Here is a 26,065-nt window from a genome sequence, read left to right on the forward strand (position 1 = left end):
CCCTAGCCCTCCGTCCGCCAGCGCACGCTCCAGGCCGCCAGCCGCTCGAAACCGGCGTCGAGCACCAGCGCCAGCGCGCCGACGATCAGGGCGCCCTGGATGACGTAGGCCTGGTTCGAGCCGTTCAGCCCGACGATGATCGGCAGCCCCAGGGTCTTCGCGCCCACCGTCGAGGCGATGGCGGCGGTGCCGGTGTTGACGATCACCGCCGTCCGCACCCCGGCCAGGATCACCGGCGCCGCCAGCGGCAGCTCGACCCGGAACAGGGTTTCCCACGGCCCCATGCCGAGGCCGCGCGCCGACTCGCGCACCGCGTCGGACACGCCTTCCAGCCCGGCGATGGTGTTCCGCACCACCGGCAGCAGGGCGTAGAGCGACAGCGCGATCAGCGCCGGCAGCGGGCCGAAGCCGATCGACGGCACCGCCAGCGCCAGCACCGCCACCGGCGGAAAGGTCTGGCCCATGGTCGCCACCGCCTCCAGCAGGCCACGGAACTCCGCGCCCCACGGCCGGGTGACGGCGATCCCGGCGAGGCCGCCGGCCGCCACCGCGATCAGGCTCGACGCGCCGACCAAGGCCATATGGTCGAGGGTCAGGGTGAGGAAGGTCTCCGCCTCATAGAGCGGCCGGTCGAGCGCCGGGTAGAGCGCGGCGAACAGCGGCTTCAGCGCCGGCATGCCCAGCACCAGCGCGGCCAGCGCCAGCAGGGCCAGCATCAGCCGCCCGGTCAGCGGATCGAGACGCATAACGCCGGTCGTCACGGCGACACCGGGGGCGACACCGGGGGCGACACCGGGGGCGATACGGGGGGCGGCGCCGAAGGATCGCGCACGAGGTCGGCAAGGTGCAGCACCCCGGCGGGGCGCCCCTCGCCATCGACCACCGGCAGGCGGTCGGCGCCGCGCGCCACCATCTCCGACAGGGCGCGGTGCAGCGGCGTGGCGCTGGACACCGGCGGGCCGGGGATGGGGGGAATGGCGGGTTCCGGCCGGACGCGCCGGGCGACGGTCTCCACCGCCAGCCGCTTCAACCCCCACTCCTCGCGCCCGACCAGATCGCGCACCATTCCGCTCGCCGGGTCGGTCAGGATGGCGAGCGGCGGCGCGCACTGGACCAGCCGGCCATGGTCCATCACCGCGACGCGGTCGGCCAGCGCCAACGCCTCGTCCATGTCGTGGGTGACGAAGACGATCGTCGTCCCGGTCCCCCGGTGGATCGCCGCCATCTCGCCCTGCAAGGCGCCGCGCGTGATCGGGTCGAGCGCGCTGAAGGGTTCGTCCATCAGCAGGACGCGCGGCTCGGCCGCCAGCGCGCGGGCGACGCCGACCCGCTGCTGCTGCCCGCCGGAGAGCTGGTGCGGGTAGGCGGTGCGGAAGCGCCGTGGGTCGAGCTTCAGCAGTTCCAGCAGCTCCGTCACGCGGTCGCGCACCCGCGCCCTCGGCCAGCCGAGCAGGTCCGGCACCGTCGCGATGTTGCGCTCCACCGTCCAGTGCGGGAACAGCCCGACCGACTGGATGACGTAGCCCATGCGCCGCCGCAGCGCCTCGGGCGGCAGCCCGGCGATGTCGGCGCCGTCGACGCGGATGATCCCCGAATCCGGCGCGATCAGCCGGTTCATCATCCGCAGCAGCGTCGATTTGCCCGACCCGGACGGGCCGACCAGGACGAGGAACTCGCCCTCCTCCACCGTCATCGACACGGCATCGACGGCGGTCCAGGACCCGAAGCGCTTGGTCACCCGCTCCAGCGCGATCATGCGGAGGCTCCCCCGGTCATGGCCCGGTCCCGGTTCCCAGCGGTCAGGGCGACGGCGAGCGTCAGCAGCGCGTCGGCGGCGACGGCGAGCAGGATGACCGGCACGGCCCCCAGCAGCACCAGATCGAGCGCGTTGGCGAACAGCCCCTGGAACATGATCGCCCCCAGCCCGCCGGCCCCGATCAGCGCCGCCACCGCCGCCAGCCCGACCGCCTGCACCAGCGTCACCCGAAGCCCGGTCAGGAACACCGGCAAGGCCAGCGGAAGCTCGACGCGCAGGAAGATCTGGCGCGGCGTCATTCCCATGCCGCGCGCCGCCTGCCGCACGTCGTCGGGCACGCCCTCCAGCCCGACCGCCATGTTGCGGGTGATCGGCAGCAGCGAATAGACGGTCAGCGCGATCACCGCCGGCACCGGCCCGACCCCGCTGATCCCCAACCCCGGCAGGAGCGTGGCGAGGGCGGCGAGCGGCGCCATCAGCAGCCCGAACAGGGCGATCGACGGGATGGTCTGCACGAGGTTCAGCACCGGAAACACCAACCGCCCGACGCGCGGCGAGCGTTGCGCCAGGATCCCCAGCGGCACGCCGATCAGCAGCGTCGGCAGCAGCGCCGCCAGCACCAGCGCGCCGTGCCGCAGCACCGCGTCGGCGAAGACGTCGCTGCGATTGGCGTATTCCTTGAGGATCGAGAGCTGGTCGAGCCGGCCGGCCGCCAGCTCCAGCGCCACCAGCCCGGCGACCGCCCCGCCGGCGGCGAAGCGCACCCAGGCCCCGGTCCAGGCGCCCAGGTGGAGCCGCCGCAGCGCGTCGGCCATGGCGAGCAGGCCGGTTGCCGCCAGCACCCAGAACCCCGCCCCGAACGAGGTGCGCGCGGCGGGAGAGGCGGTGGCGGCCAGCGTCCCGGCGTGGGTTCCGGCGAGCCAGACCAGCCCGGCGGTGAACAGCCCGCCGGCCACGGCGGAGGCTGTCAGGACCGGGCGCGACGGCGGCAGAAAGGGGGCGGCGAGCAGCAGGACGCCGGGCAGCAGTGCCGTCCAGGCCGAGGCCGGGGCGGCGTGCAGGACATCCCACAGCGGCACGGGCTTCCCCGACAGCAGCCGGTTCGGCGCGAAGCCGAGAAAGGGAAGCGCGAGCGCGGCGGCGACGCCGACCAGCGCCAGCAGCAGCGCCACCCGGTTGCGGACATGTCCCTCTCCCGCCCCGGGAGAGGGAGGGGACCCATGCGTCAGCATGGGGAGGGTGAGGGGCTATCGGGACATGGATCGCGTCCCGCCACCGATCGCCCCTCTCCCTTCCCGCTTCGCGGGCCCCTTCCCTCTCCCGGGACGGGAGAGGGACAGCATGCCCCACCCCACCCGCTCACTTCAGGAAGCCCTTCGCCTTCAAATAGGCGGTGGCGACCTGCTTCTGGTCCTGGCCCTCCACCGATATCTTCGCGTTCAGCCCACGCAGCGTCTCGGCGTCCAGCGAGGCGAAGACCGGCTCCAGCACCGTGCGGATCGTCGGATTCGTCTCCAGCGCGGCGGCCCGCACGGTCGGAGCCGGCTCATAGACCATCTGCGCGCCCTTGGTGTCGCGCATCACCACCAGATCGAGCGCCGCGATGGCGCCGTCGGTGCCGTAGACCATCGCGCTGTTGACGCCCGACGTCCCCTCCGCCGCCGCGCGGATGGTGGCGGCGGTGTCGCCACCGGCCAGCACCAGGATCTGCTCCGGCTTCATCGCGAAGCCGTAGGTGCCCTGGAAGGAGGGCAGCGCCGCCGGGCTTTCGACGAACTCGGCCGAGGCGGCGATCTTCGCCGCGCCGCCCGCCACCCACTTGGCGAAATCCTCCATGGTGGCGAGCTTGTTGGCGGTCGCCACGTCGCGGCGCACGGCGATGGCCCAGGTGTTGTTGGCCGGCGCCGGCTTCAGCCAGACGATTCCGTTCTTCTCCTGGTCGAGCTGCCTCACCTTCTCGTAGCCGGCGCCGGCGTTCTTCCACACCGGGTCGCCGTCGATGTTGAAGAAGAAGGCGCCGTTTCCGGTGTATTCCGGGTAGAGGTCGATCTCCCCGGCGAGCAGGGCGCCGCGCACGATCTTGGTCGGGCCGAGCTGGATCTTGTTGACGGTCGCCACACCGTTGGCCTCCAGCACCTGGAGGATCATGGTGCCGAGCAGCCCGCTCTCCGCGTCGAGCTTGGAGCCGACGCGCACCGGGTCGGCGGCCCGCGCCGGTCCCGTCGTGACTCCCATCCCCAGCATCAGGCCCAGCGTCAGCGCAGCGACGGCCCGTCGCGTCACCCATCCGTTCACGATCATCCCCTCCCCCGCACGCCGGCTTCCGGCCGGCCGGCCCGGACCGAATCCGGGAACAAAGGATGATCAGATTTGCCGCGCGCGGCAACCCACCCTTTCCGTCTCTCCGTTCCGGGATAGTACCACCGTCTTGCGGGGAGGCTTTTTTGCCGTTTCGCCTGTTGTGCAAGGGGATGAAACAAGGGAGACCGCCATGACCGACCCCCGCGTGGGAAGCGCCACCGTCAGCCCGGAGGCCGAGGCCTTCTACACAGAGAGCATGCGGCTGCTGGTCGAGTCGGGCATCCCCTTCCTGCTCGGCGGCACCTACGCGGTCAGCGCCTACACCGGCATCACCCGGCCGACCAAGGACATCGACGTCTTCTGCCGGGGCGGCGACTTTCCGCGCATCCTCGGCCATTTCCAGGACCATGGCTTCGCCACCGAGATCGAGGACGAGCGCTGGATCGGCAAGGTCAAGCACGGCGACCTGTTCTTCGACGTGATCTTCAACTCCGCCGCCGCGATCAACCCGGTCACCGACCGCTGGTTCAAGGAGGAGCACCGCGCGCTGATCTGCGGCGCCGACGTGCAGCTGGTGGCGCCGACCGAGATGATCTTCTCCAAGTCCTTCGTGCAGATGCGCCACAAGTACGACGGCCCCGACGTCGTCCACCTGATCTTGAAGCAGCACGACCAGATCGACTGGAAACGCCTGCTCGCCCACATGGAACAGCATTGGGAGGTCCTGTTGATCCACGCCCTGAACTTCCGCTTCATCTACCCGACGGAGCGCGACCGCATCCCCGACTGGCTGATCGACGAGCTGGTCGACCGCATGAAGGAGCGTGCCAAGCTGCCGGTGGCGCAGACCCGCATCTGCCGGGGCCGCCTGTTCTCGCGCGAGGATTACCGGATCGACGTGACCGAATGGGGGTTTGCCGACGTCGTCGGGGAGGAGCCGGGCCATGCATAAGGAGAGGCTGACCGTCGCCGCCATCGGCGACATCCATGTCGGCGAGACAACCGCCCACCCCTACCGCGAGCTGTTCCACGAGATCGCCGGGCGGGCCGACGTGCTGGCGCTTGCCGGCGACCTCACCAACCACGGCAAGCCGCGCGAGGCCGAGATCCTGGCCGAGGATCTGCGCGCCATCGGCATCCCGGTGGTCGCCGTTCTGGGCAACCACGACCACGAGTGCGGCCAGTCGGAGGAGAGCCAGCGCATCCTGGAGCAGGCCGGCGTGCGCTTTCTCGACGGGGCGCCGCAGGAGATCCACGGCGTCGGCTTCGCCGGGGTGAAGGGCTTCGGCGGCGGCTTCGGCAACCGCATGCTCGACAGCTTCGGCGAGCCGGCGATCAAGCAGTTCGTCCATGAGTCGGTGAACGAGGCGATGCGGCTGGAAAGCGCGCTGCGCCAGCTGGAGACCGAGCGCATCGTCGTCGTGCTGCACTACGCCCCGATCGCCGCGACGGTGGAGGGCGAGCCGACCGAGATCTTCCCCTTCCTCGGCTCCTCGCGGCTGGCCGAGACGATCGATCGCTTCGAAACGGTCCGCGCGGTGGTGCACGGCCATGCCCATCACGGCACCTACAGCGGCCACACGCTGCGCGGCACGCCGGTCTACAACGTGGCGCAGACCATCCCGAAGGACACCGGCCGCCCCTACGCCCTGATCGAGGTGTGAGGCGAAGGTTCTTCCTGCGAAGACGCACGGCACTGAGCGGGAGACCGTTTTCAGCATGCGCCGCCCCGGTTCGCCGGCCGCAGGCCCCGAACCTCCGGCCGGCCAAGGGCAGCGGCCTCATCCACCATTCCGACCGCTTGAATCCGCCCAATATGTCGCTGTCCGGTGCACCGAGCGTCTCACGGACGCCGACGTCGAACCGTCGGTCGGCAGCGTCGGCGATTCCGACGCCCCCGAAGGGGCAGCGCGGCAACAACGCCCTGGCCGAGACGATCAACGGTCTCCGCAAGACCGAGGCGATCCGGCGCCGCGGACCATGGCGCACCCCGGAAGCCGTCGAGTTCGCCACCTTGGAATGGGTGGATTGGTTCAACCACCGGCGCCTGCTCGAACCCATCGGCAACACTCCCCCGCCGAGGCCGAAGCACGCTGCCATGCCCAAGCCGAGCACGTCGCCATGGCGGCGTGACTCAACAAAATCAGTCTCCGGGAAAACCGGCGCGGTTCACTCACAGAATTTCCACCACCTTGACGGACGCTATCGTGAGGCACTGTATGATTCCCTGCGAAACGACCGGAAGAGAACCGCCCATGACGTCGGCAATCCTGTGGCTGAACGGCGCGCTGCTGGAGGAATCCGCGGCGCGGGTCGATCCGGCCGACCGCGGCTTCACGCTCGGCGACGGGCTGTTCGAGACGCTGCGGGTGTCCGACGGCACCCCCCGCCACCTCGGCCGTCATCTCGCCCGGCTGCGCGCGGGGGCGGCGCTGCTCGACCTGCCGCTGCCCTGGAGCGACGCCGAACTCGCGGCGGCGATGGAACGGCTGCTGGCCGCCACAACCGGTCCGCGCGAGGGCTCGCTGCGGCTGACGGTGACGCGCGGGGTCGCCACGCGCGGCGTGCTGCCGCCGGCGGCCCCCAGCCCAAGCCTTCTGATCACCCGGGGCGGCCTGCCGCCCGACGGGCCGGTGCGGGCGGTCGTCGCCACCGTCACCCGCCGCAACGAGCACTCCCCGTTGTCGCGCCTGAAGACCTTGAACTATCTCGACGCCATCCTGGCCCGGCAGGAGGCGGCGCGGCGCGGCGCCGACGACGCGCTGCTGCTCAACACCGCCGGTCGGCTGGCCGAGGCGAGCGCGGCCAACCTGTTCCTGCGCCGTGGCGACCGCCTGCTGACCCCGCCGGTGGCGGAGGGCGCCTTGCCCGGCATCGCCCGCGCCCTGGTCCTGGAGAACCGCGCCGCCGGATTGCCGGTGGAGGAGCATCCTCTGACCCTGGCCGATCTGGCCGGGGCCGACGAGGCGTTCCTGACCAACAGCCTCGGCCTGCGTCCCCTGGTGGCGGTCGACGGCGTTGCGGTCGGCGACGGACGGCCCGGCCCCATCTTCCGGTCGCTTGCGATAAATCATTGAATTGCTGGCCTGTCCGGCAATTTAATGCTCCCACAAAAACGAACCGGCGGGAGACGTTCAGGCGATGGCGGACAGGCTCGATTTCGGAAACTTCGACTACGTGATCGCCGGGGGCGGCACGGCGGGCTGTGTGCTGGCCAACCGGCTGTCGGCCGATCCCGACGTCACCGTCCTGCTGCTGGAGGCCGGCGGCAAGGACAACTGGGTCTGGCTGCACATCCCCGCCGGCTATCTGTTCTGCATCGGCAACCCTCGCACCGACTGGTGCTTCAAGACCGAATCGGAGCCGGGCCTGAACGGCCGCAGCATCCATTACGCGCGCGGCAAGGTGCTGGGCGGCTGTTCTTCGATCAATGGCATGATCGCCATGCGCGGCCAGGCGCGCGATTACGACGAGTGGGCCGCGATGACCGGCGATCCGCGCTGGAGCTGGGACCGTGTGCTGCCGGTCTTCAAGGCCAGCGAGGATTACTGGCGCGGCGCCGACGCCCTGCACGGCGCCGGCGGCGAATGGCGGGTCGAGCGGCAGCGGCTGCACTGGGACCTGCTCGACCGCTTCGCCGAGGCCGCCCAGCAGGCCGGCATCCCGGCGACCGACGACTTCAACCGCGGCAACAACGCCGGGGTCGGCGCCTTCGAGGTGAACCAGAGGAACGGCATCCGCTGGAGCGCCGCCAAGGCCTTCCTGCGCCCGGCGCTCGACCGGCCAAATCTGAAGCTCGCCATCGAGGCGTCGATCGACCGGCTGGAGATCGCCGATGGCCGCGTCACCGGCGTGCTGTTCTCGGTGAAGGGCCAGCCGGCCCGCGCCTCGGCGCGGATCGAGACGGTGCTGGCCTCCGGCGCCATCGGTTCGCCGGCCATCCTCCAGCGCTCCGGCATCGGCCCGGCCGCGCATCTGCGCAGCCTGGGCATCCCGGTGGTGCTCGACGCGCCCGGCGTCGGCGGCAATTTGCAGGACCATCTGCAACTGCGCATGATCTACAAGGTCGATGGGGTGGTGACGCTGAACAAGCGGGCCGGCAGCCTGTTCGGCAAGGCGATGATGGGGCTGGAATACGCACTGTTCCGCCGCGGGCCGCTGGCCATGGCGCCGAGCCAGCTCGGCGTCTTCGCTCATTCCGGGCCGGAGGCGGCGACCCCCGATCTGGAATACCATGTGCAACCGCTGTCGCTGGAGAAGTTCGGCGATCCGCTGCACGCCTTCCCGGCCTTCACCGCCAGCGTCTGCGACCTGCGCCCGGCCTCGCGCGGCTCGGTGCGCCTCGTTTCGGCCGACCCGGCGGTGGCGCCGGCCATAGCGCCCCGTTACCTGAGCGACCCGGCCGACCGGGCGCGGGCGGCCAAGGCGCTGCGGCTGACCCGCCGCATCGTGTCCCAGCCGGCGCTCGCCCCTTTCCACCCGCAGGAGTATCTGCCCGGCCCCTCCTTCCAGAGCGAGGAGGAGCTGGCGCGGGCGGCCGGCGACATCGGCACGACGATCTTCCACCCGGTCGGCACCTGCCGCATGGGCCGTGCCGACGACCCCGAGGCGGTGCTCGATCCGGAACTGCGGCTGAAGGGGCTGGGGGGCCTGCGGGTGATCGACGCCTCGATCATGCCGACGCTGACCTCGGGCAACACCAACACGCCCACCGTGATGATCGCCGAGCGCGGCGCCGCCCTGATGAAGGACGCCCGCAAGGCCGCGCCGCGGGTGTGAGGGTGGCCCTGGGACGGGGGACGATCGATTGTCGATGTCCCCATCCCAAATCGAATCGCTCGGAACCGGAATCGATTGCGGGCCCGAGCACGGAGGGCGGTTTCAGCGAAGGATGATGTCACTGGCAGAGAGGGACGTGACACCAGTGAGCTGGTCCCCATTTCCCGCAGTCGAATAAGCTTGGTTCGCCCAGGAAGAAGGACGGACCCGATGACGGGAAAACGGAAACGGTATTCGGCGGAGTTCAAGGCGAAGGTGGCGCTGGAGGCGATCCGAGGCGAGTTGACGGTGTCGCAGCTGGTGGCCGAGCACGGCGTGCATCAGACGCTGATCAACACCTGGAAGAAGCAGGCGATGGAGGGACTGGCCGGTGTGTTCTCCGGCAAGGCGGAAGCGGCCGAAACCAGCCATCAGGGGGAGGTGGAAAAGCTGCACGCCATGATCGGCCAGTTGGTGGTGGAGCGGGATTTTTTGCGCAAGGCCTCCGGTCGATGAGTGTCGGGCGGAGGCGGGAACTGATCGAGCCGGACCATCCCCGCCTGACGATCCGGCGGCAATGCGAGCTGGTTTCGATCGGCCGGTCCAGCGACTACGGGGCGGCCAAGGGCGAGCCGGCCGCGAATCTGGAGTTGATGCGGCTGATCGACGGGCAGTTCCTGGAAACGCCCTGGTCCGGCAGCCGGCAGATGACCCGGCATCTGCGCCGGCACGGCCATGAGGTCAACCGCAAGCGGGTTCGCCGCCTGATGGCGCGGATGGGGCTTGCAGGCGGTCTACCAGCGCCCGAAGACGACGGTGCGGCACCCCGAGCACAAGATCTGGCCGTACCTGCTGCGTGACATGACCATCGACCGACCCAACCGGGTCTGGTGCGCTGACATCACCTACATTCCGATGCGTCGAGGCTTCCTGTATCTGGTGGCAGTGATGGACTGGGCGACGCGCAAGGTCCTGAGCTGGCGGCTGTCGAACACCATGGACGTCGACTTCTGCATCAAGGCCGTTGAGGAGGCGATGGCGCGCCACGGCCGGCCGGACATCTTCAACACCGACCAGGGCAGCCAATTCACCAGCCCACGGTTCACCGGCCTCTTGACCGCGGCCGGCATTCGGGTGTCGATGGACGGGCGGGGGCGCTGGATGGACAACGTGTTCATCGAACGGCTCTGGCGATCGATGAAATACGAATGCGTCTACCTCCACGCGTTCGAAACCGGCAGCGAGGCCAGGGCCGGGATTGGCCGGTGGATCGATTACTACAACATTGACCGCCCGCACTCGGCGCTCGGCGGCCGAACCCCGGCGGAGGCCTACGAGGGCACACCGGACCGAATCGGAGTGGCGGCATGACACGGACCTGAACCAAGCTTATTCCAGCCGCTAAACTGTCCGGGAAACGGGGGCCAGCTCACCGTTCGCGACCACCGCCCCGTCGCCGACTATCGGAAGGCCCGCGCCCAGGCGTTCCAGGTCTGGGCCGAGGTCACCGGCGCGCCACTGGCGGCGTAATCCGCAAACCCTGCCGCCCGCCGCGCCCTCGCTCTGCCCGGCTGTCGACAAGTTGACGGTGCCGCTCGACATGGCCGAACGACGGATGATCCGGGCTAGACGTCTGGAAATGGGTGCAAAACCTTACTCTCAACAGATGTATCAATCTTCAGCTTCTGGGAGAAACGATAGCCGAGGCCATAAACCGTGACGATCGGCATCTGATAGTCCAAAACTTCGTCGGCTTTTCCCCTCAAACGACGGATCAAAGCTTCAAGTCGGCGGCTTCCGGTATTGTCATCCGGATAACCCAGGTGCTTGATGAGACTATTGCGCGAGGCAATCCCCCCTGGTTGCTTCGCGAACGCTTCGACGAACAGCAATTCCTTCGGTGTCAGCATCATGTCCCTGCCATTGGGGGCGACCAGTTGAAACAGCGGGGGAATGAGCCGCCAAGTCTCCGACCGATCAGTGTTGGCTGGCACCTGCGCCGGCACCTTGCCGAGAGAACGGCGGGCGGCGAGCCGGCGAATGGCCGAGGCGAGTTCGCGGCAATCCACGGGCTTCACGAAATAGAGATCGGCTCCGGCACTGAACCCGCCGATACGTTCCTCGACGTCACTCTCGCTTGACAGGATGATGACGCCCATTGACGACTGCTCGGCGAGAAAGCGCACGACCGCCCGGCCGTCGCCATCCGGCAGACCGAGATCGACGATCGCCACATCGTAGCTCCGTTCCAAAAGCTGGCGGTACAGATCCAAGACACCACCGATGCCGTCCACCGAGATCCCGAGTTGGCGCAACGTCACAACCAACGCGTCCCGCTGATCGTCGTCGTCCTCCACCAGGACGGCCCGCACCTGATCGGTGAGCCCAGCATCCCCCTTCATCCGACCACCTCTTGCAATGCCATGTTCCGCTCATCCACGTCGCCGCCATGGGAAGGGGCGAGCCGCGTTGCGACAAAGCCCGATGCCCGGATCGCGGCGGCGGCGGCCGAAAGTTCGTTCGTCAGCATCGTCATCTGTGCTTTCATCGCCTCGGAATTCGGCTCATCCAGAAGCCGGATCAGGTGAGCCGCATGACCGGCGATCCGTTCGGCGCCCAACGTGGCGGCGGCCCCTTGCAGGCGATGCAGATAGCGCCGCAACCCACTGTCGTCCGGTGCCGCGAGCACGTCAACCGCCTCTGCACAGCGTATGGAGAATCTTTCCAGCAGATGCCGGACCAGAGCGGTATTGCCGCAAAATCTTTCGACCGCCGCCGCCAGGTCGAAGCCGTCGATCGCCTCGGGAAGCCTGTCCGCGTCCCTTGATGCCTGATGCGCGGAGTCCCCCACTCTCTGGGGCAGCCAACGGGCGAGGATGGCCAGCAACCGCTCCGGAGCGACCGGCTTGGTGACGAAGTCGTTCATGCCGGCGGCAAGACATTGCCGCCTCTCCTCTTCGAAGGCGTGGGCCGTCACCGCGATCACCGGCAATTCGGAGAAGCTGCGCTGTTCCCGGATGAAGGCGGTTGCCGTAAACCCGTCGATTCCCGGCATGCGGACATCCATCAGAACCGCGTCTATTCCAAAGCTGCGATCGATGGTCCGGGCCACCGCTTCGCGGCCGTCCATGACCGTTTCGACCGAAGCCCCCACCTGTTCCAGAATTTCCCGCGCCACCTCGCGGTTGATCTCGTCATCGTCGACGACAAGGATGCGAACCCCGTTCAGCCGGATCGAGGTGGTCTGCTGAACGATGGGGTGTGCGGCGATCCCGAAGGGCAGATCGACCGTGAAGATGCTTCCCCGACCGGGCTTGCTGTCGACCGCTATCGTTCCCCCCATCAAGGTCGCCGCCTGCCGCGCGATCGCCAACCCCAACCCGCTGCCGCCATGTTTGCGGGCGGATGCCGCATCGGGTTGCAGGAACGGTTCGAAGATGTCCGAGAGATGATGGTGTGCGATGCCTGGACCGGTATCGCGCACGGTGATGCGCAGGCCCGCCATCCCGCCGGATGTCCTGCGCGGTTCGACCGAGACCAGGACCGAACCGGACTCGGTGAACTTCACCGCATTGCCGGCGAGGTTGAGAAGAATCTGGGCAAGCCGTCCGGCATCCCCATGCAACGCGGTCGGCACATCGCCGGAGCGGTCGATCGCGAAGCACAGGCCTTTTGCCTCGGCGGCCGGGGCGATGGCCCCGGCGACATCATCGAGCAATCTGCCAAGGTCGAAATCGCTTTCGTCGAGCGAGCTCTGTCCGGCCTCCATGCGGGTCACGTTGAGGACGCCGTCGGTCAGCCGCAACAGCAGGCCGGCGGCGGCGGCGATGCGGGTGACATGGGTCCGCTGGCGGATGTCGAGCGATGTCTGTCCCAGCAGGTTCACCAAACCGGCGACGGCGTTCATCGGCGTCCGGATCTCGTGGCTCATGTTGGCAAGGAAGCGGGTTCTGGCGTCCGCCACCCGTTCCGCCTCCTCCTTGGCACGGGCGAGCGCCGCTTCCGAAGCCCGCCGATTCTCCACCTCCTCCTGCAGCGCGTTCTGCGCGTCCGCCATGTGCACCCACAGCAGGCTGACCAGCCCGGCGATGAGAAGGCTGAGAAACAGCAGCAACAGACCACCGCGCTGAACCTCGCTCTGCTCGGCGACCGAGCCATCCTGGGTCAAGACGAGAACTGCCCGTGCCGAATGGATGAGGCCAAGCGTGAAGATCGATATCGCGGCGCAACGGACGGCGACCAGCCGCCAGGGCCGCCGCTCGCCGAAAAGCATCGAACCGGCCGACAGATACATGATCCCGAACAGTCCGCTCGCGGCGATCAGGCGTATCTGGAAATCCGGTTGGAACAGGGTGAAATAAACAAAGAACAGGGTATCGGCGGCAATGACCGGAGCGATGATCCAGGCTGGAAAGCGCCGCCCCGCCAACAGGCCGGCAGCCCAGCAGACCAGCAGCGTTCCCAAATGCATCAGGACGTTCGCCGCGATTATCGACCACAGCGGTGACGCCGCTCCCCGCAACACCCAGAGTATGTTTCCGGCGACCCCGAGCCCAACTCCCAGCGCCAGAAGACCCGCCGCGCGGTTTCCGTCGCTTTGACGCCAGACGATGGCGAAGATGCCGGTGAACAGCAGCAGCAGCACCATTTGCACCGTCATGACCGTGCGCACGTCCGGAGTTAGAATATCCAGCATATTTTTATAATCTCCGGTTTTTCGAGAAATCACACCAAAGCAACCTTACAAAAATTCCGATTAAGTCTCGAGATGTTCTGTGTGTTCCGGGAGAGCCTTGAGTTTGCTCGTCTGCTGTTTTCCTCTCCGACAGCCGGACCTTCAACACGGAGCCGGCCTCTCCCGCAAGACGGCTCCGGCGATGGTGGCGACCGCGAATGTCGGAATCATGTCGGAATTTCATCAGAAATTTGTGGGTTGAACCGGGTCCGCCGGATCCGGGAGATCCTGTGGGTGTACCGCTGAAGAGTGCACCTTGATTGGTTCGCCGTTTTCGGGCGGGCCTGACCGTTGCCGCATTTGGAATGAGGATGACCGGAATGAAGCCGATGATCTGGCGGACAGCCGTGCTTGGAACGACCTGCCTGACCAGCCTGCTGCTGGCCGCGGCCCCGGTGTCGGGACAGGTCCTGCCGCAAGGCGGCGGCTTCGTCGCCGGCAGCGGCAGCATCGCCGGCGGCGGATCGGGGCTGACCGTGACCCAGAGTTCGGCGCGCGGCATCGTGACCTGGGACAGCTTCTCGATCGGGCAGGGCGGCACGGTACGGTTCGAGAACGGGGCGGGGGCGACGCTGAACCGGGTGACCGGGGGCGATCCGTCGGCGATCCATGGCCGTCTGAGCGCCAGCGGTTCGGTGTATCTGATCAATCCCAACGGGATCGTGGTCGGTCCGACCGGTACGGTGAACACCGGCGGCAGCTTCGTGGCGAGCACCCACGACGTGACCAACGACGACTTTCTCAACGGACGGGCGCTGACCTTCAAGGGCGACAGCACGGCGACGGTTGAGAATCTCGGGTCGATCTCGTCGTCCGGGGGCGACGTTCTTCTGGTGGCGCGGGAGGTGTCGAACAAGGGCACGCTGTCGGCGCCGCAGGGCACGGCGGCGCTGGCCGGCGGCCATGAGGTTCTGTTGAGCGAGAGTGGCGGCGGCAAGGATGGCGGCCGGGTGATGGTGCGGGTCGGTCCGGGCAAGGCTGACAACCAGGGGACGATCCAGGCGGCGCGTGCGGAACTGAAGGCGGCCGGCGGCAACATCTACGCGCTCGCCGGGAACAATGGCGGTGTGATCCGGGCGACGGGCAGCGAGACGCGCGAAGGCGAGGTCTGGCTGTCGGCTGGCGACGGCCATGTTCAGAACACGGGCACGGTCAGCGCGGTCAATGCGGACGGCAGCGGCGGCCGGGTTGGCGTGACGGCCGGCAACGGCCGGATGGTCGTCAACACCGGCACGCTGTCGGCCAGCGGCAAGCGGGGCGGTTCGGTGGGCGTTTCGGCGCGCAGCGTGATGAACGCCGGGACGATCGCGGCCGATGGCGCGGCCGGGTCCGGCGGCGCGGTCGCCGTCGGGTTCGAGCGCAGCTATGTCGCGACCTCCGGGTCGCAGGTTTCGGCGCGTGGGACGGCGGCGGGCGGTTCGGTGACGGTGGCGAGCGGCGAGGCCGGATCGTCGCTGTTCACCTCGGGCAGCCAGCGGGCGGACTCCGCGGCGGGGAGCGGCGGGAGCGTCGACCTGTTCGCCTCGACGATCAACCTGGTCGATGCGGCGGTGACGGCGTCGGGGGCGACGCGCGGTGGCGCGATCCGGATCGGCGGCGACTACCAGGGCGGCGGCGCCATGCTGAAGGCCGGGTCGGTGAAGGTCGGCGCGACCACCAGCCTGCGCGCGGACGGGACCGATGGCGGCGGTGCGGGTGCGGACGGCGGGCGGATCATTGTGTGGTCGGAGGATCGGACCGGCTTCTACGGCGACGCCTCGGCGCGCGGAGCGGGTCGCGGGGCCGGCGGGTTGATCGAGCTGTCGTCGCGCGGCCAGCTGACCTATGGCGGCAGCGGCGACGCCGGCAGCGCCGCCGGGGCGGCCGGGACACTGCTGCTCGATCCACAGAACATCGTGATCGCCGCCGCGGGCAGCAGCCAGCCGCAATATGATCTGGTCGATCCCAACGCCGGCACGGCGGGCAATCAGTTCGGCCTCAACGTCGTGGCGCTGGGCAACGGCAATGTGGTGGTGAACGCCCCGCAGGATGACGCCGGCGGCACCAACGCCGGCGCGGTCTATCTGTTCAACGGCACCACCGGTGCCCTCCTCAGCGCGCTGACCGGGGGGCAGGCCAACGATAAAGTCGGCGATGGCGGGTACGACGGTAGGGCGGTGATCGCGCTGACCGGCAACAACAACTATGTCATCCGAAGCAACAGTTGGGCGAACGGCACGGCGACCAGCGCCGGGGCTGTGACGTGGGGCGACGGGACGCGGGGCGTGAGCGGCCTGGTGTCGTCGAGCAACAGCCTGGTCGGAACCACGGCCAACGATCAGGTCGGAACGCAGTTGACGGTGTTGACCAACGGCAACTACGTTGTCGGGAGTCGACCGTGGAGCAACGGTACGGCCGCCGCCGCCGGTGCGGCGACATGGGGCGATGGGACGCGCGGCGTGACCGGCGCGGTGTCGTCGAGCAACAGCCTGGTCGGAACCAAAGCCGGCGACCAGGTCGGACCGGGCGTGGTTGCGTTGAGCAACGGCAATTATGTTGTCGGAACTCCAATGTGGACCAATGGTACGGCGATCGCCGCCGGTGCCGTGACGTGGGGCGATGGGACGCGGGGCGTGACCGGCGCGGTGTCGTCCGCCAACAGCCTGGTCGGAACCACGTCCGGCGACCAGATCGGATCGCGCATCACGGCGTTGACAAACGGCAGCTACGTTGTCGGAGCTCCTGCGTGGAGCAACGGCACGGTGATCAGTGCCGGTGCGGCGATCTGGGGCGACGGGACGCGGGCCGTCACCGGCGCGGTGTCGTCCGCCAACAGCCTGGTCGGAACCTCGCTCAACGATCGGGTCGGCACCAACGTGACGGCGTTGAGCAACGGCAACTACGTCGTCGGAAGCACCTCCTGGAAAAACGGTACGGCGAGCAGCGCCGGTGCGGCGACCTGGGGCGACGGGACGCGGGGCGTGACCGGCGCGGTGTCGTCGAGCAACAGCCTGGTCGGAACCTCGGCCAGCGATTTGGTCGGCACCAACGTGACGGCGTTGAGCAACGGCAACTACCTCGTCGGGACCTACACTTGGAAAAACGGTACGGCGAGCAGCGCCGGTGCGGCGACCTGGGGCGACGGGACGCTGGGTGTGACCGGCGCGGTGTCGTCGGGCAACAGCTTGGTCGGAACCTCGACTGGCGTCCGAGTCGGCAACACCGTGACGGCGTTGAGCAACGGCAACTACGTTGTCGGGACTAGCGGTTGGAGCAACGGTACGGTTGCCAATGTCGGGGCGGCGACCTGGGGCGACGGGACGCGGGGCGTGACCGGCGCGGTGTCGTCGAGCAACAGCTTGGTCGGAACCACGGCCGGCGACCGAGTCGGCGGCACCGTGACGGCGTTGAGCAACGGCAACTACGTTGTCGGGAGTGGCAGTTGGAACAACGGTACGGCGAGCAGCGCCGGTGCGGCGACCTGGAGCAGCGGAAGCGCCGGAGTGACCGGCGCGGTGTCGTCGAGCAACAGCCTGGTCGGAACCTCGGCCGGCGATCAGGTCGGATGGACCGTGACGGCGTTGAGCAACGGCAACTACGTTGTCGGGAGTGGCGGTTGGAGCAACGGCCGGGCGACAAGCGCCGGTGCGGCGACCTGGGCCAGCGGGAGCGCAGGGTTGACTGGCGCGGTGTCGTCGAGCAACAGCCTGGTCGGAACCTCGGCCGGCGATCAGGTCGGATCGAGCGTGACGGCGCTGAGCAACGGCAACTACGTTGTCGGCAGCTACGCCTGGAAAAACGGTACGGCGAGCAGCGCCGGTGCGGCGACCTGGGGCAGCGGGAGCGCCGGGGTGACCGGCGCGGTGTCGTCGAGCAACAGCCTGGTCGGAACATCGACCGGCGATAGGGTCGGAATGCTCGTTACGGTTCTGAGCAATGGCGACTACGTCATCCGGAGCACCTCTTGGACAAACGGCACGGCGTTCTACGTCGGCGCGGTGACGTGGGGCGACGGGAGCCGGGGCGTGACCGGCGCGATGTCGTCCAGCACCAGCATCGTCGGTTCCAAGGAGTTTGCTTCTTTCGGGGGCAACCTGGCTGACCTCGGCGGCGGCGTTTTCGCCGTCTTCTCCTCGAACGACTACACCAGCGGTCGGGTGACGGTCGGGGTTCCGGTAACCGCGTTGACTTTCGACCGGGGCGAGAGCCAGACGATGACGCTGACCCCCGCCGCGCTGGAGGCGGTACTGAAGACCGGTTCCAACTTGACGTTGCAGGCCAGCAACGACATCACGGTGAACAGCGCCATCGCCGTCGACAATCCCGCCGGCAACGGCGGCGCCCTGACGCTCATGGCCGGCCGCTCGCTGCTGCTGAACGCCGGCATCACCACCGACAACGGCGATTTCATCATCCGCGCCAACGCCGGCAGCCAATTCGGCGTGAAGGACGCCTACCGCCAATCCGGCACCGCGGTGATCACCATGGCGGCGGGAACGCACATCGACGCCGGTACCGGCACGGTGACCCTGATCCTCGACGACGGGGCCGACAACACCAACAGCGACAGCGGCGACATCACGCTGGACGGCATCACCGCCGGCCAGATCTCGGTGGTGAACCAGGGGCCTGGGAAGGGCAACGTCGTTCTCAACCCCAACGCCGTCCTGACCGCGTCCGGTTCGGGTGCCGCCCTTGTGCTGGCCACCGCCTCGGGCGGCAACTTCGTCAACAACGCGGGGTCCGGCGCGCTCGGCGCCGCCAACGGCCGTTGGCTGGTCTATTCCAAGAATTCCACATCCAGCACGCTGAACGGCTTGACCGGCACTGAACAGTACGGCACCGACTACGCCGGGAACCTGCCATCCTCGATCCAGGGGCAGGACAACCGTTTGCTTTACAGCGACGCCACGCCGCCGCCGCCGCCGCCGCCGCCGCCTCCTCCTCCTCCGCCCCCGCCTCCGCCGCCTCCGCCTCCGCCGGTGGTCACGCCGCTGCCTCCGCCGCCTCCGCCGCCGGTGGTCACGCCGCTGCCGCCTCCGCCGCCGCCTCCGCCGGTGGTCACGCCGCTGCCGCCTCCGCCGCCGCCTCCGCCGGTGGTCACGCCGCTGCCGCCTCCGCCGCCTCCGCCGGTGGACACGCCGCTGCCGCCTCCGCCGCCTCCGCCGGTGGTCACGCCGCTGCCTCCGCCGCCGCCTCCGCCGGTGGACACGCCGCCGCCGGTGGTGGTCGCGCCTCCGTCCACGACGACACCCCAGCTGCCGGTCACGCCGGTCGTGCTTCCGCTGCCGCCAGTGGCGCCGGTCAACGCGGTGCTGCCGTCGGCACGGGGAGGCGAGCCGGCCGGATCGACCGGCACGGCCACCCAAGGGCTGCCCACGGCCCGGACGGCGCCAACGGTTGGGCCGAGCGGTTCCGCCACGTCCGGAGCGCCGGTGGTGGTGGGGTCCGCCGCGTCGACCATCGGGGGCGTGATGGAGAACACCCTGCCGGTCGCTGGCGTGACCGTCGTCTTCCGTCAGCCGGCCCCAGCTGTCGGCAATGGCGGCCAGAGCGGTGGCCAGGCGAGCGTCGCCTCCTCAGGAGCGACCGATGGCGGGGCGCTGAGCTTCGCCTCCAGCTTCACCACCTTCCGGGCCGACGACGCGGTTCGGAGCAGCGTGGTCGTTAGCGGCGGCGCCGGAAGCGCGCCCGGGGGGGCGGACAGCGGAGACCCCCGCCGGCAGGAAGCGCCCTGAGCGGATGGCCCGATCCGGGCCATCACCAGCCACCGTCACGTCTTCTTTCAATCGGAATACCGACCATGCTTGCCCCCGTGCCGTTGCGCCGCCTGCTTCTTGCCGCCGCGATGCTGACCGGCTCCGCATCAGAAGGGCTGTCCCAGAACTTCGACCGCATCGCCCCGCAGCAGCCCGCGACCCCGGTCCCGCAATCCAGCCTGCCGGCGCCCCCCGTGGCTCCGGCGCTGCCCGAGGGGAGCAAGGTGCTGGTTCCGGCCTTGAACGGTCTGGTCTTCGTCGGCGCCGCGGACCGGGTGGTGAAGACCGGCCTGACCCGTCCCGGAATCACCGTCGCCGATGGCGCGGTGATGGAACCGGAGGCGTTCGCCGCCCTGTTGGCCCCCTATCTGGGGCGGCCGGTATCGCTCGACCTGCTCAACGAGATCGTGCGCCGGACGGTGCTGTATTTCCGCGAGCACGACCGGCCGCTGGTCGATGTGGTGGTGCCGGAACAGAAGATCGCGTCCGGCACCGTACAGATCGTGGTGGTGCCGTTCGTCGCCGGCGCCATCACCGCCGAAGGCAACGAATGGTTCTCCGACGACCTGCTGCTCTCCGCCGTGCGCACCCGGCGGGGCGATCCGATCAGCGCGCAGAGCCTGCTGGAGGACATCAACTGGCTCAACGAAAATCCGTTCCGCCGCACCGACCTGGTCTATCAGCGGGGAAGCAATCCGGGCGAAAGCGACATCGTGCTGCGCACCCGCGACCGGATGCCCCTCCGGCTGTTCGGCGGATATGAGAACACCGGCACCAAGACCACCAGCGAGAACCGGGTGCTGGCCGGCTTCAACTGGGGCGATGTGTTGGGGCTGGGGCATCAGATGTCGGTCCAGTACACGGCCAGCCCCGACGCCGTGCTGCGTCCCGAACGCAGGCGCTATACGGCCTACGCCCTGACCTATCAGATACCGTTGCCTTGGCGGGATACGCTGACGCTGATGGGCAGCCATTCGCGCAGCCTGCCCTCGCTGGGCGACGGGCTGCGCCAGGATGGCAAGAGCCTGCAAATGTCGGCACGCTACGCCCTGCGCCTGCCAAAGCTGGACGAGATCACCCACAGCATTGAATTCGGCGCCGATTTCAAGCGCACCAACAACGACCTGGAGTTCGGCGGCGACAGCGTGTCCTCCGGCTTCACCGATGTCATCCAGGGGAGCGTTGGCTACGTCCTGACCCGCCCGGATTCGCTGGGAGCCAGCGGGCTGGCGGTCAATCTGGTGTTCAGCCCCGGCGACCTGTCCGGCGACAACACCACCGCGGCCTTCCGCCCCTCCGCCAGCCACATCGGGCGTTCGGACGCAGACGCCCGCTACGCCTACCTGCGCGCCAGCTTGCAGCGGCGCACCGAACTGCCGGAGGGGTTCGCTTGGCTGGCGCGGCTCCAGGGACAATGGGCCAGCACCAACCTGCTGTCGTCCGAGCAGCTCGGAGCCGGCGGCATCGACAGCGTGCGCGGCTATGGCGAGCGTGAGGCTAATGGCGACAACGGGGTGTTGCTGTCCAACGAACTGTACGCCCCAGCCATTTCCCCTGCGAAACTCCTGGGGCTGGGCAGCGCCGAGGACGACAGCCTCCAGCCCTTCGCGTTCTGGGATTACGGTCACGTGGCCGAACGGCGTCCGCTTCCCGGGGCCAAGGGCTCCTGGACCCTGTCCAGCGTCGGGCTGGGGATGCGCTACCAGATGCCGTACGGCTCCCTCCGGTTCGACTGGGGTCACGCCATGCCGGGCACCGGGCTTGGCAACAGCGCCAGCGACCGTCTTCATGTCGGCTTGACCCTGGCCTACTGATTGACGAAAGCACATCCGCCCGTGACCGCTGCCCCCCGACAAACCCTGTCCTTCGAGGATGCCATCCGCCGTGCGGCGGCCTGCCACCGGCTGGGGCAACTCGACGAGGCCCTGTCGCTCTATGGCCAGCTTCAGGCTGCCCGCCCCGAGGATCCCAATCTCAGCGCGCTGGTCGGCACGGTGCTGGCCCAGATGGGGCGCGGGGAGCAGGCCCTGCCTTTTCTGGAGCAGGCCCTGCGTCTGGATCCCGGCAATCCCGAGACCCTCCACAACCTGTCCCACGCCCTGGCCGGCGCCGGGCTGATGGAGCAGGCGGCCGACCGCTCCGTGGAATTCGGGCGAATCCTGTCCGATCGCAACGATCCCTCCGGGGCGCTGGCCGCATTCGACCGGGCGCTGGGATGGTTTCCCGGCAACCGCGCCGCGGCCATCGCCCTGGGCTCCATGTTGCAGGCTCTGGGCCGCCATGCCGAGTCCATCGCGCGCCTGTCCGCCCTGGTCGGGGAGTATCCCGACAGGCCGGATCTGCACGGCAATCTGGGCAATGCCCTGCTGGGGGCCGGCGATTACCGCGCCGCCGCTGCCAGCTTCCGCCGGGCGCTGGCGCTCGACCCCGGCTATTGCGAGGCGGAGAGCAATCTGGGGCTGGCCCTGGCCTGGCAGGGCGAGGATGGTGAAGAGGAGATCGCCGGCCGATCCGGGCCGGTCGAACGCTGCTATCGCCGGGCTCTGATCCTTCAGCCCGATTTCGCGGCGGCCCGCTGGAATCGCTCGCTGTGCCTGCTGCTGTCGGGCGATTTCGAGCGTGGATGGGCGGAATACGAATGGCGCTGGCGTTGGCCGGGATTCGGCGAGGAGGCGCGGCCTTTCCCCCAGCCGGTCTGGCGGGGCGAACCGCCCGCCGCCGTCAACGGCACCATCCTGGTCACGGCCGAACAGGGGCTGGGGGATACTTTGCAATTCGCCCGCTATCTGCCCCTGCTGGCCGAACGGGGGCATGACGTCGCGTTCGAGGTGCAGTCGCCCCTGTTCACCCTGCTGTGGTCAAGCCTGGGCGGTTCGGGCGTCCGCGTGGTGCCGCGTTCGCTGTCGCCCGCCCATGTGCATGACGAGCTGCCGTTCGCCGCGCATGTGTCGTTGATGAGCCTGCCCGAACGGTTCGCGACCGGTCCGGACAGCATTCCCGCCGCCATTCCCTATCTCCATGCCGACCCGCTGCGCCGGCGGCTGTGGCGCGACCGCCTGGATACCGCCGCAGGGCGGCGCCTCAAGATCGGGCTGGTCTGGCGCGGACGCCCCAGCCACCGGCGCGATGGCGACCGATCGCTCTCTCCCGCCCGGCTGGCCCCGCTGCTGGCGGTGCCGGGCGCCGTCTTCTTCTCCCTGCACAAGGACCCGCCGGGACGGCCACCCGACGATCCGCCGGGCGTGGTCCCGCTGGGATCGCTGTTCCACGATTTCGGCGATGCGGCGGCGGCCGCGGTCAATCTGGACCTGATCGTCTCGGTCGACACCGCGGCCGCGCATCTGGCCGGCGGCCTGGGGGTTCCGGTGTGGACGCTGCTGCCGTTCAGCCCGGATTGGCGCTGGATGCTGGGGCGGAGCGACAGCCCCTGGTATCCGACCATGACCCTGTTCCGTCAACAACGGCCGGGCGATTGGGACGGCGTGATCGCGGAGATCGCCGCCAGGCTCGCGGACCTCGACCCGTCCAGGCTTCCCCGTTTCGACCGAGCGCAGCCATGACCTCCACAGACACTCTCGACACCCTGCTGAACGACGGGCGCCGGGCGCTGATCGCCGGGGAGCTGGAGACCGCCAACCACAAGGCCGACGCCGTGCTGGCTGTGGTGTCGCGCCAGCCCCAGGCGCTTTACCTGAAGGCCACCGCGGCGGCCATGGCCGGGAATCCGGCATCCGCCGTCGCGCTGTTCCAGGCCAGCATCGCCGCCGGAGGCGGCACGCCGGAGTGCCATTACAATCTAGCCCAGGCGCTGCATCGTACGGGCGATCACGCCGGGGCCGAGCGCGCCTATCTGGCGGCCATCCTCCGGGCGCCCGGTTTCGCCGATGCCTACAATGGCCTGGGCGTCACGCTGGCCGCTGTGGGCAGGGTCGAGGACGCCATCGCCGCCTTCCGGCGGGCGGTCGCCGAACAGCCGCGCCATGCCGATGCCGGGCACAATCTGGCGTCGATGCTGACGAACTGCGGGCGTCACGATGAAGTCTTCGTCCTCTACCGGGACTGGCTGGACAGCGATCCCGGCAACGAGCGTTTGATCTTTCTGACGGGCACGGCAGCGCTGATGGCGGATTGCCTGCCGGAAGCGGAGACCTACCTGCGCCGGGTCTTGTTGCGTCAGCCGCGCGATGCGGCGGCCTGGAACAACTTGGCCCTGACGCTGGCGCATAGGGGGTTGGTGGGCGAAGCGATCGAAGCCTTCGCCAAGGCGGTGGAGATCCGGCCGGACTATCTCGATGCCCTGTTCGGCATGGCGTCCAGCTATCAGGCTGCCGGACAGGAGCAGCGGGCCTTGGAGACCTACGAACAGGTCCGCGCCCTTGTTCCGGAATTCGTGGAGATCGACAGCAACATTCTGATGTCGCTGAATTATTCAGACACTCTGAGCCCGGAGGAGATCTACGATCGTCATCGCCGTTGGGGGGACGAGACTTTGCGAAGGCGCGGTGGCCTGCCGGCGCCCGTGGTTCCGGCGCAGCTGCTCATGGGCCGGCGGCTGCGGATCGGGTACGTCTCCCCCGATTTTCGTCTGCATTCGGTGGCGATGTTCCTGTTGCCGCTGCTGAGGAACCATGATCGCAGCCGGGTCGAGCTGTTCGCCTATTCCCATGTGGAGAAGACGGACTTCATCACCGAGGAGATCCTGCAGCAGATGGAGCATTGGCGGTCGATCAACGGGCTGACCGCCGACAAGGTGGCGGATCTGATCCGTGAAGACGGGATCGACCTGCTGATCGATCTGGCGGGACACACCGGACGCAACCGTCTGGACGTGTTCGCCCGGCGCCCGGCGCCGGTGCAGGCGACTTGGCTGGGCTACCCCGCGACCACCGGGCTGGCGACCGTGGATGTGCGTTTCACCGACGCCGTGGCCGACCCTCCAGGAGAGACCAACCGTTGGCATGTCGAGCGGCTGGAGCGGCTGGAGCATTTCCTTTGTTACGGCCCGCTTGGGCCGACGCCCGACCCGCTGCCGCTGCCGATGCTGGAGCGTGACCATGTCACATTCGGCTCCTTCAACGCGTTGAGCAAGCTGAACGACGCCACGGCGGCGCTGTGGTCACGGGTCCTGCGCGCGGTACAGGGCAGCAGGCTGGTCCTGAAGAGCAAGGTTCTGATCGATCCGGCTATCCGGGATCGGGTGACGGCTCTGTTCGCCGGGCATGGCGTCGCTCCGGAGCGGCTGACGCTGCTGTCCCACATCAACAATCATTTCGGCCATCTCGACGCCTATGGCGACATCGACATTGCGCTTGATCCGATGCCGTACAACGGAACCACCACCACCTGCGAGGCGCTGTGGATGGGGGTGCCGGTGCTGACCCTTCCCGGCAACGTCCATGCCGCGCGGGTGGGGGCGAGCCTGTTGACGGCGGCCGGGCTGACGGATTGGATCGCTGCCGGAGCCGACGATTTCGTGGCGAAAGCGGTGGCGCTGACGGCTGTCCCCCGGGACTTGTCCGATATTCGTGCCGGCCTGCGGGCGCGTCTGCAAGCCTCGCCACTGTGCGATGGCGCCGCCTTCGCCCGCCACTTCGAGGCGGGGGCATTTGCCGCACTGACGGAATCGGGAAGGATTTCCAACGGGGGGTGAACTCCGGTTCAAGCGCGGGCGGACACGCTGTTCGCCGCGAACTTCCCCTACACCGACCTCGGCCTTGCACCCTACGCCTTCGATCCGGCACGGGCCGCGAGGGCATCGTCAACTTGTTGATCGGTGGTTGCCGTGATCGGCGATGGCAGGGTATGGGACGGCATGACGACGCGCCCAGTTCCCCGCTATGCCGGTTACCGATATCCCGCTGAGATCATTTCGGCGGCGGTGTGTGGCTGTACTTCCGCTTTCCGCTCAGCCTGCGCATGGTCGAGGAGCTGCTGGCGGCCCGCGGCATCACGGTGAGTTAGGAGACGGTGCGCCAGTGGGCCCGGAAGTTCAGTCCCGAGATCGCCACCCGGTTGCGTCGGCGGGCGCCGCGGCGAGGCTACAAATGGCACCTCGACGAGGTGGTTCTGACCATTGGTGGTCGCAAACACTATCTGTGGCGGGCCGTCGACCAGGACGGCTTCGTGCTCGACGTGCTGGTTCAGAGCCGCCGGGATACCAAGGCGGCCAAGCGTTTGCTGCGCAAGCTGCTGAAGAAGCAGGGCCGGGCGCGCGTGCTGGCACCGACAAGCTGAAATCCTATGCCGCTGCCAAGCGGGAACTGGGAATGGGCGGGGAGCATCGCCAGCACAAGGGTCTGAACAACCGGGCCGAGAACTCCCACCAACCACCCGTCGGCGCGAACGGCAAAGAAAGCGCTTCAAAGACCCCGGCCAAGTCCAGCGTTTCCTCGCCATTCACGACCCGATCGCCAACCTGTTCCATCTCCGTCGCGACCACCGCCGGTCGTGTCCCGAGGCGTGGTGTAGGAGCCGGGGGGCTCATCTGGTCTCCGGCAGGCCTAGCCGGGGCAGTCACGCAGCCGTAGCGGGCAACGTGAGGGCGAGATCATCGCGCAAGGGGGCGATGGTTTCCAGGGTCATGTAGCGCGCCCGCTGTACTGCCCATTCATCGTTCTGTTCGAGCAGGATGGCGCCGATCAGCCGAGTGATCGCCGCCTCGTTGGGGAAGATGCCCACCACCTCGGTGCGCCGCTTGATCTCGCCGTTCAGCCGCTCCAGCGGGTTCGTGCTGTGGATCTTGGCGCGGTGCTCCTTGGGAAAGGTCATGAAGGCCAG

Annotated in this window: 15 protein-coding genes and 3 pseudogenes; 11 read left to right on the plus strand and 7 right to left on the minus strand. The window is 68.6% G+C overall.

Annotation, left to right across the window (positions count from 1 at the left end):
* Positions 1 to 2: 2 nt before the first annotated feature.
* From J2847_RS11615 to osmF, 4 genes are all read right to left on the minus strand, one after another.
* On the minus strand, positions 3 to 761 hold the full coding sequence (locus J2847_RS11615) for an ABC transporter permease (protein WP_325169380.1): 759 nt from the start codon (positions 759 to 761) through the stop codon (positions 3 to 5).
* Complete coding sequence (locus J2847_RS11620) at positions 758 to 1,756, minus strand: ABC transporter ATP-binding protein (RefSeq protein ID WP_209779121.1); 999 nt, start codon at positions 1,754 to 1,756, stop codon at positions 758 to 760. Before J2847_RS11620 ends, J2847_RS11615 begins: the two co-directional genes overlap by 4 nt.
* A complete protein-coding gene (locus J2847_RS11625; protein ID WP_325169381.1) occupies positions 1,753 to 2,928 on the minus strand; it encodes an ABC transporter permease in 1,176 nt (391 codons plus the stop codon). Before J2847_RS11625 ends, J2847_RS11620 begins: the two co-directional genes overlap by 4 nt.
* Positions 2,929 to 3,115: 187 nt before the next feature.
* The gene (gene osmF, locus J2847_RS11630; protein ID WP_325169382.1) at positions 3,116 to 4,057 is read right to left on the minus strand and encodes a glycine betaine ABC transporter substrate-binding protein OsmF; all 942 of its coding nucleotides are present in this window, start codon (positions 4,055 to 4,057) and stop codon (positions 3,116 to 3,118) included.
* A 190-nt stretch (positions 4,058 to 4,247) separates the two neighbouring features.
* Here osmF and J2847_RS11635 point away from each other — a divergent pair, with 190 nt between their 5' ends.
* The 6 genes and pseudogenes from J2847_RS11635 to J2847_RS11660 all read left to right on the plus strand — a co-directional run bounded on the left by J2847_RS11635 (position 4,248) and on the right by J2847_RS11660 (position 10,186).
* Positions 4,248 to 5,009 carry a nucleotidyltransferase family protein gene (locus J2847_RS11635; RefSeq protein ID WP_209779123.1) on the plus strand — a complete coding sequence of 254 codons (762 nt, stop codon included), beginning with the start codon at positions 4,248 to 4,250 and terminating at the stop codon, positions 5,007 to 5,009.
* Positions 5,002 to 5,721 (plus strand): metallophosphoesterase family protein, encoded by a 720-nt coding sequence (locus tag J2847_RS11640; protein ID WP_209779124.1) that lies wholly within the window; start codon positions 5,002 to 5,004, stop codon positions 5,719 to 5,721. The genes J2847_RS11635 and J2847_RS11640 overlap by 8 nt, the downstream gene beginning before the upstream one ends.
* A gap of 95 nt (positions 5,722 to 5,816) precedes the next feature.
* A pseudogene (locus tag J2847_RS11645) lies at positions 5,817 to 6,190 on the plus strand (IS3 family transposase); the annotation flags it as partial.
* Between the two features lie 122 nt (positions 6,191 to 6,312).
* On the plus strand, positions 6,313 to 7,134 hold the full coding sequence (locus J2847_RS11650) for an aminotransferase class IV (protein WP_209779125.1): 822 nt from the start codon (positions 6,313 to 6,315) through the stop codon (positions 7,132 to 7,134).
* A 64-nt stretch (positions 7,135 to 7,198) separates the two neighbouring features.
* Positions 7,199 to 8,836 carry a GMC family oxidoreductase gene (locus tag J2847_RS11655; protein ID WP_209779126.1) on the plus strand — a complete coding sequence of 546 codons (1,638 nt, stop codon included), beginning with the start codon at positions 7,199 to 7,201 and terminating at the stop codon, positions 8,834 to 8,836.
* A gap of 210 nt (positions 8,837 to 9,046) precedes the next feature.
* Positions 9,047 to 10,186, plus strand: a pseudogene (locus tag J2847_RS11660) (IS3 family transposase).
* Between the two features lie 254 nt (positions 10,187 to 10,440).
* Here J2847_RS11660 and J2847_RS11665 read toward each other — a convergent pair.
* Positions 10,441 to 11,217, minus strand: coding sequence for a response regulator transcription factor (locus tag J2847_RS11665; protein WP_209779127.1), 777 nt, complete (start codon positions 11,215 to 11,217; stop codon positions 10,441 to 10,443).
* Positions 11,214 to 13,511 (minus strand): ATP-binding protein, encoded by a 2,298-nt coding sequence (locus J2847_RS11670; RefSeq protein ID WP_209779128.1) that lies wholly within the window; start codon positions 13,509 to 13,511, stop codon positions 11,214 to 11,216. The genes J2847_RS11665 and J2847_RS11670 overlap by 4 nt, the downstream gene beginning before the upstream one ends.
* A gap of 359 nt (positions 13,512 to 13,870) precedes the next feature.
* Here J2847_RS11670 and J2847_RS11675 point away from each other — a divergent pair, with 359 nt between their 5' ends.
* From J2847_RS11675 to J2847_RS11695, 5 genes and pseudogenes are all read left to right on the plus strand, one after another.
* On the plus strand, positions 13,871 to 19,267 hold the full coding sequence (locus J2847_RS11675; RefSeq protein ID WP_209779129.1) for a beta strand repeat-containing protein: 5,397 nt from the start codon (positions 13,871 to 13,873) through the stop codon (positions 19,265 to 19,267).
* 65 nt (positions 19,268 to 19,332) lie between these two features.
* Positions 19,333 to 21,102 (plus strand): ShlB/FhaC/HecB family hemolysin secretion/activation protein, encoded by a 1,770-nt coding sequence (locus J2847_RS11680; RefSeq protein ID WP_209779130.1) that lies wholly within the window; start codon positions 19,333 to 19,335, stop codon positions 21,100 to 21,102.
* A gap of 21 nt (positions 21,103 to 21,123) precedes the next feature.
* Positions 21,124 to 22,848, plus strand: a complete 1,725-nt coding sequence (locus J2847_RS11685) for a tetratricopeptide repeat protein (protein ID WP_209779131.1) — start codon at positions 21,124 to 21,126, stop codon at positions 22,846 to 22,848.
* Positions 22,845 to 24,938, plus strand: coding sequence for an O-linked N-acetylglucosamine transferase, SPINDLY family protein (locus J2847_RS11690; RefSeq protein WP_209779132.1), 2,094 nt, complete (start codon positions 22,845 to 22,847; stop codon positions 24,936 to 24,938). The genes J2847_RS11685 and J2847_RS11690 overlap by 4 nt, the downstream gene beginning before the upstream one ends.
* Before the next feature lie 162 nt (positions 24,939 to 25,100).
* Positions 25,101 to 25,874, plus strand: a pseudogene (locus J2847_RS11695) (IS6 family transposase).
* On the opposite strand, the gene J2847_RS11700 reads toward J2847_RS11695, so the two are convergent.
* Positions 25,802 to 26,065 (minus strand): transposase (locus J2847_RS11700; RefSeq protein ID WP_209779133.1); only part of this gene is annotated, 264 nt, incomplete at its 5' end. The pseudogene J2847_RS11695 and the gene J2847_RS11700 overlap by 73 nt on opposite strands.

The sequence above is a fragment of the Azospirillum agricola genome (genome assembly GCF_017876095.1).
Classification (GTDB): domain Bacteria; phylum Pseudomonadota; class Alphaproteobacteria; order Azospirillales; family Azospirillaceae; genus Azospirillum; species Azospirillum agricola.

Coding starts and splice junctions, on each gene's coding strand:
- J2847_RS11665 (WP_209779127.1), bottom strand. CDS start 11,217: ATGAAGGGGGATGCTGGGCTCACCGATCAGGTGCGGGCCGTCCTGGTG.
- J2847_RS11620 (WP_209779121.1), bottom strand. CDS start 1,756: ATGATCGCGCTGGAGCGGGTGACCAAGCGCTTCGGGTCCTGGACCGCC.
- J2847_RS11635 (WP_209779123.1), top strand. CDS start 4,248: ATGACCGACCCCCGCGTGGGAAGCGCCACCGTCAGCCCGGAGGCCGAG.
- J2847_RS11650 (WP_209779125.1), top strand. CDS start 6,313: ATGACGTCGGCAATCCTGTGGCTGAACGGCGCGCTGCTGGAGGAATCC.
- J2847_RS11655 (WP_209779126.1), top strand. CDS start 7,199: ATGGCGGACAGGCTCGATTTCGGAAACTTCGACTACGTGATCGCCGGG.
- J2847_RS11675 (WP_209779129.1), top strand. CDS start 13,871: ATGAAGCCGATGATCTGGCGGACAGCCGTGCTTGGAACGACCTGCCTG.
- J2847_RS11680 (WP_209779130.1), top strand. CDS start 19,333: ATGCTTGCCCCCGTGCCGTTGCGCCGCCTGCTTCTTGCCGCCGCGATG.
- J2847_RS11640 (WP_209779124.1), top strand. CDS start 5,002: ATGCATAAGGAGAGGCTGACCGTCGCCGCCATCGGCGACATCCATGTC.
- J2847_RS11670 (WP_209779128.1), bottom strand. CDS start 13,511: ATGCTGGATATTCTAACTCCGGACGTGCGCACGGTCATGACGGTGCAA.
- J2847_RS11690 (WP_209779132.1), top strand. CDS start 22,845: ATGACCTCCACAGACACTCTCGACACCCTGCTGAACGACGGGCGCCGG.
- osmF (WP_325169382.1), bottom strand. CDS start 4,057: ATGATCGTGAACGGATGGGTGACGCGACGGGCCGTCGCTGCGCTGACG.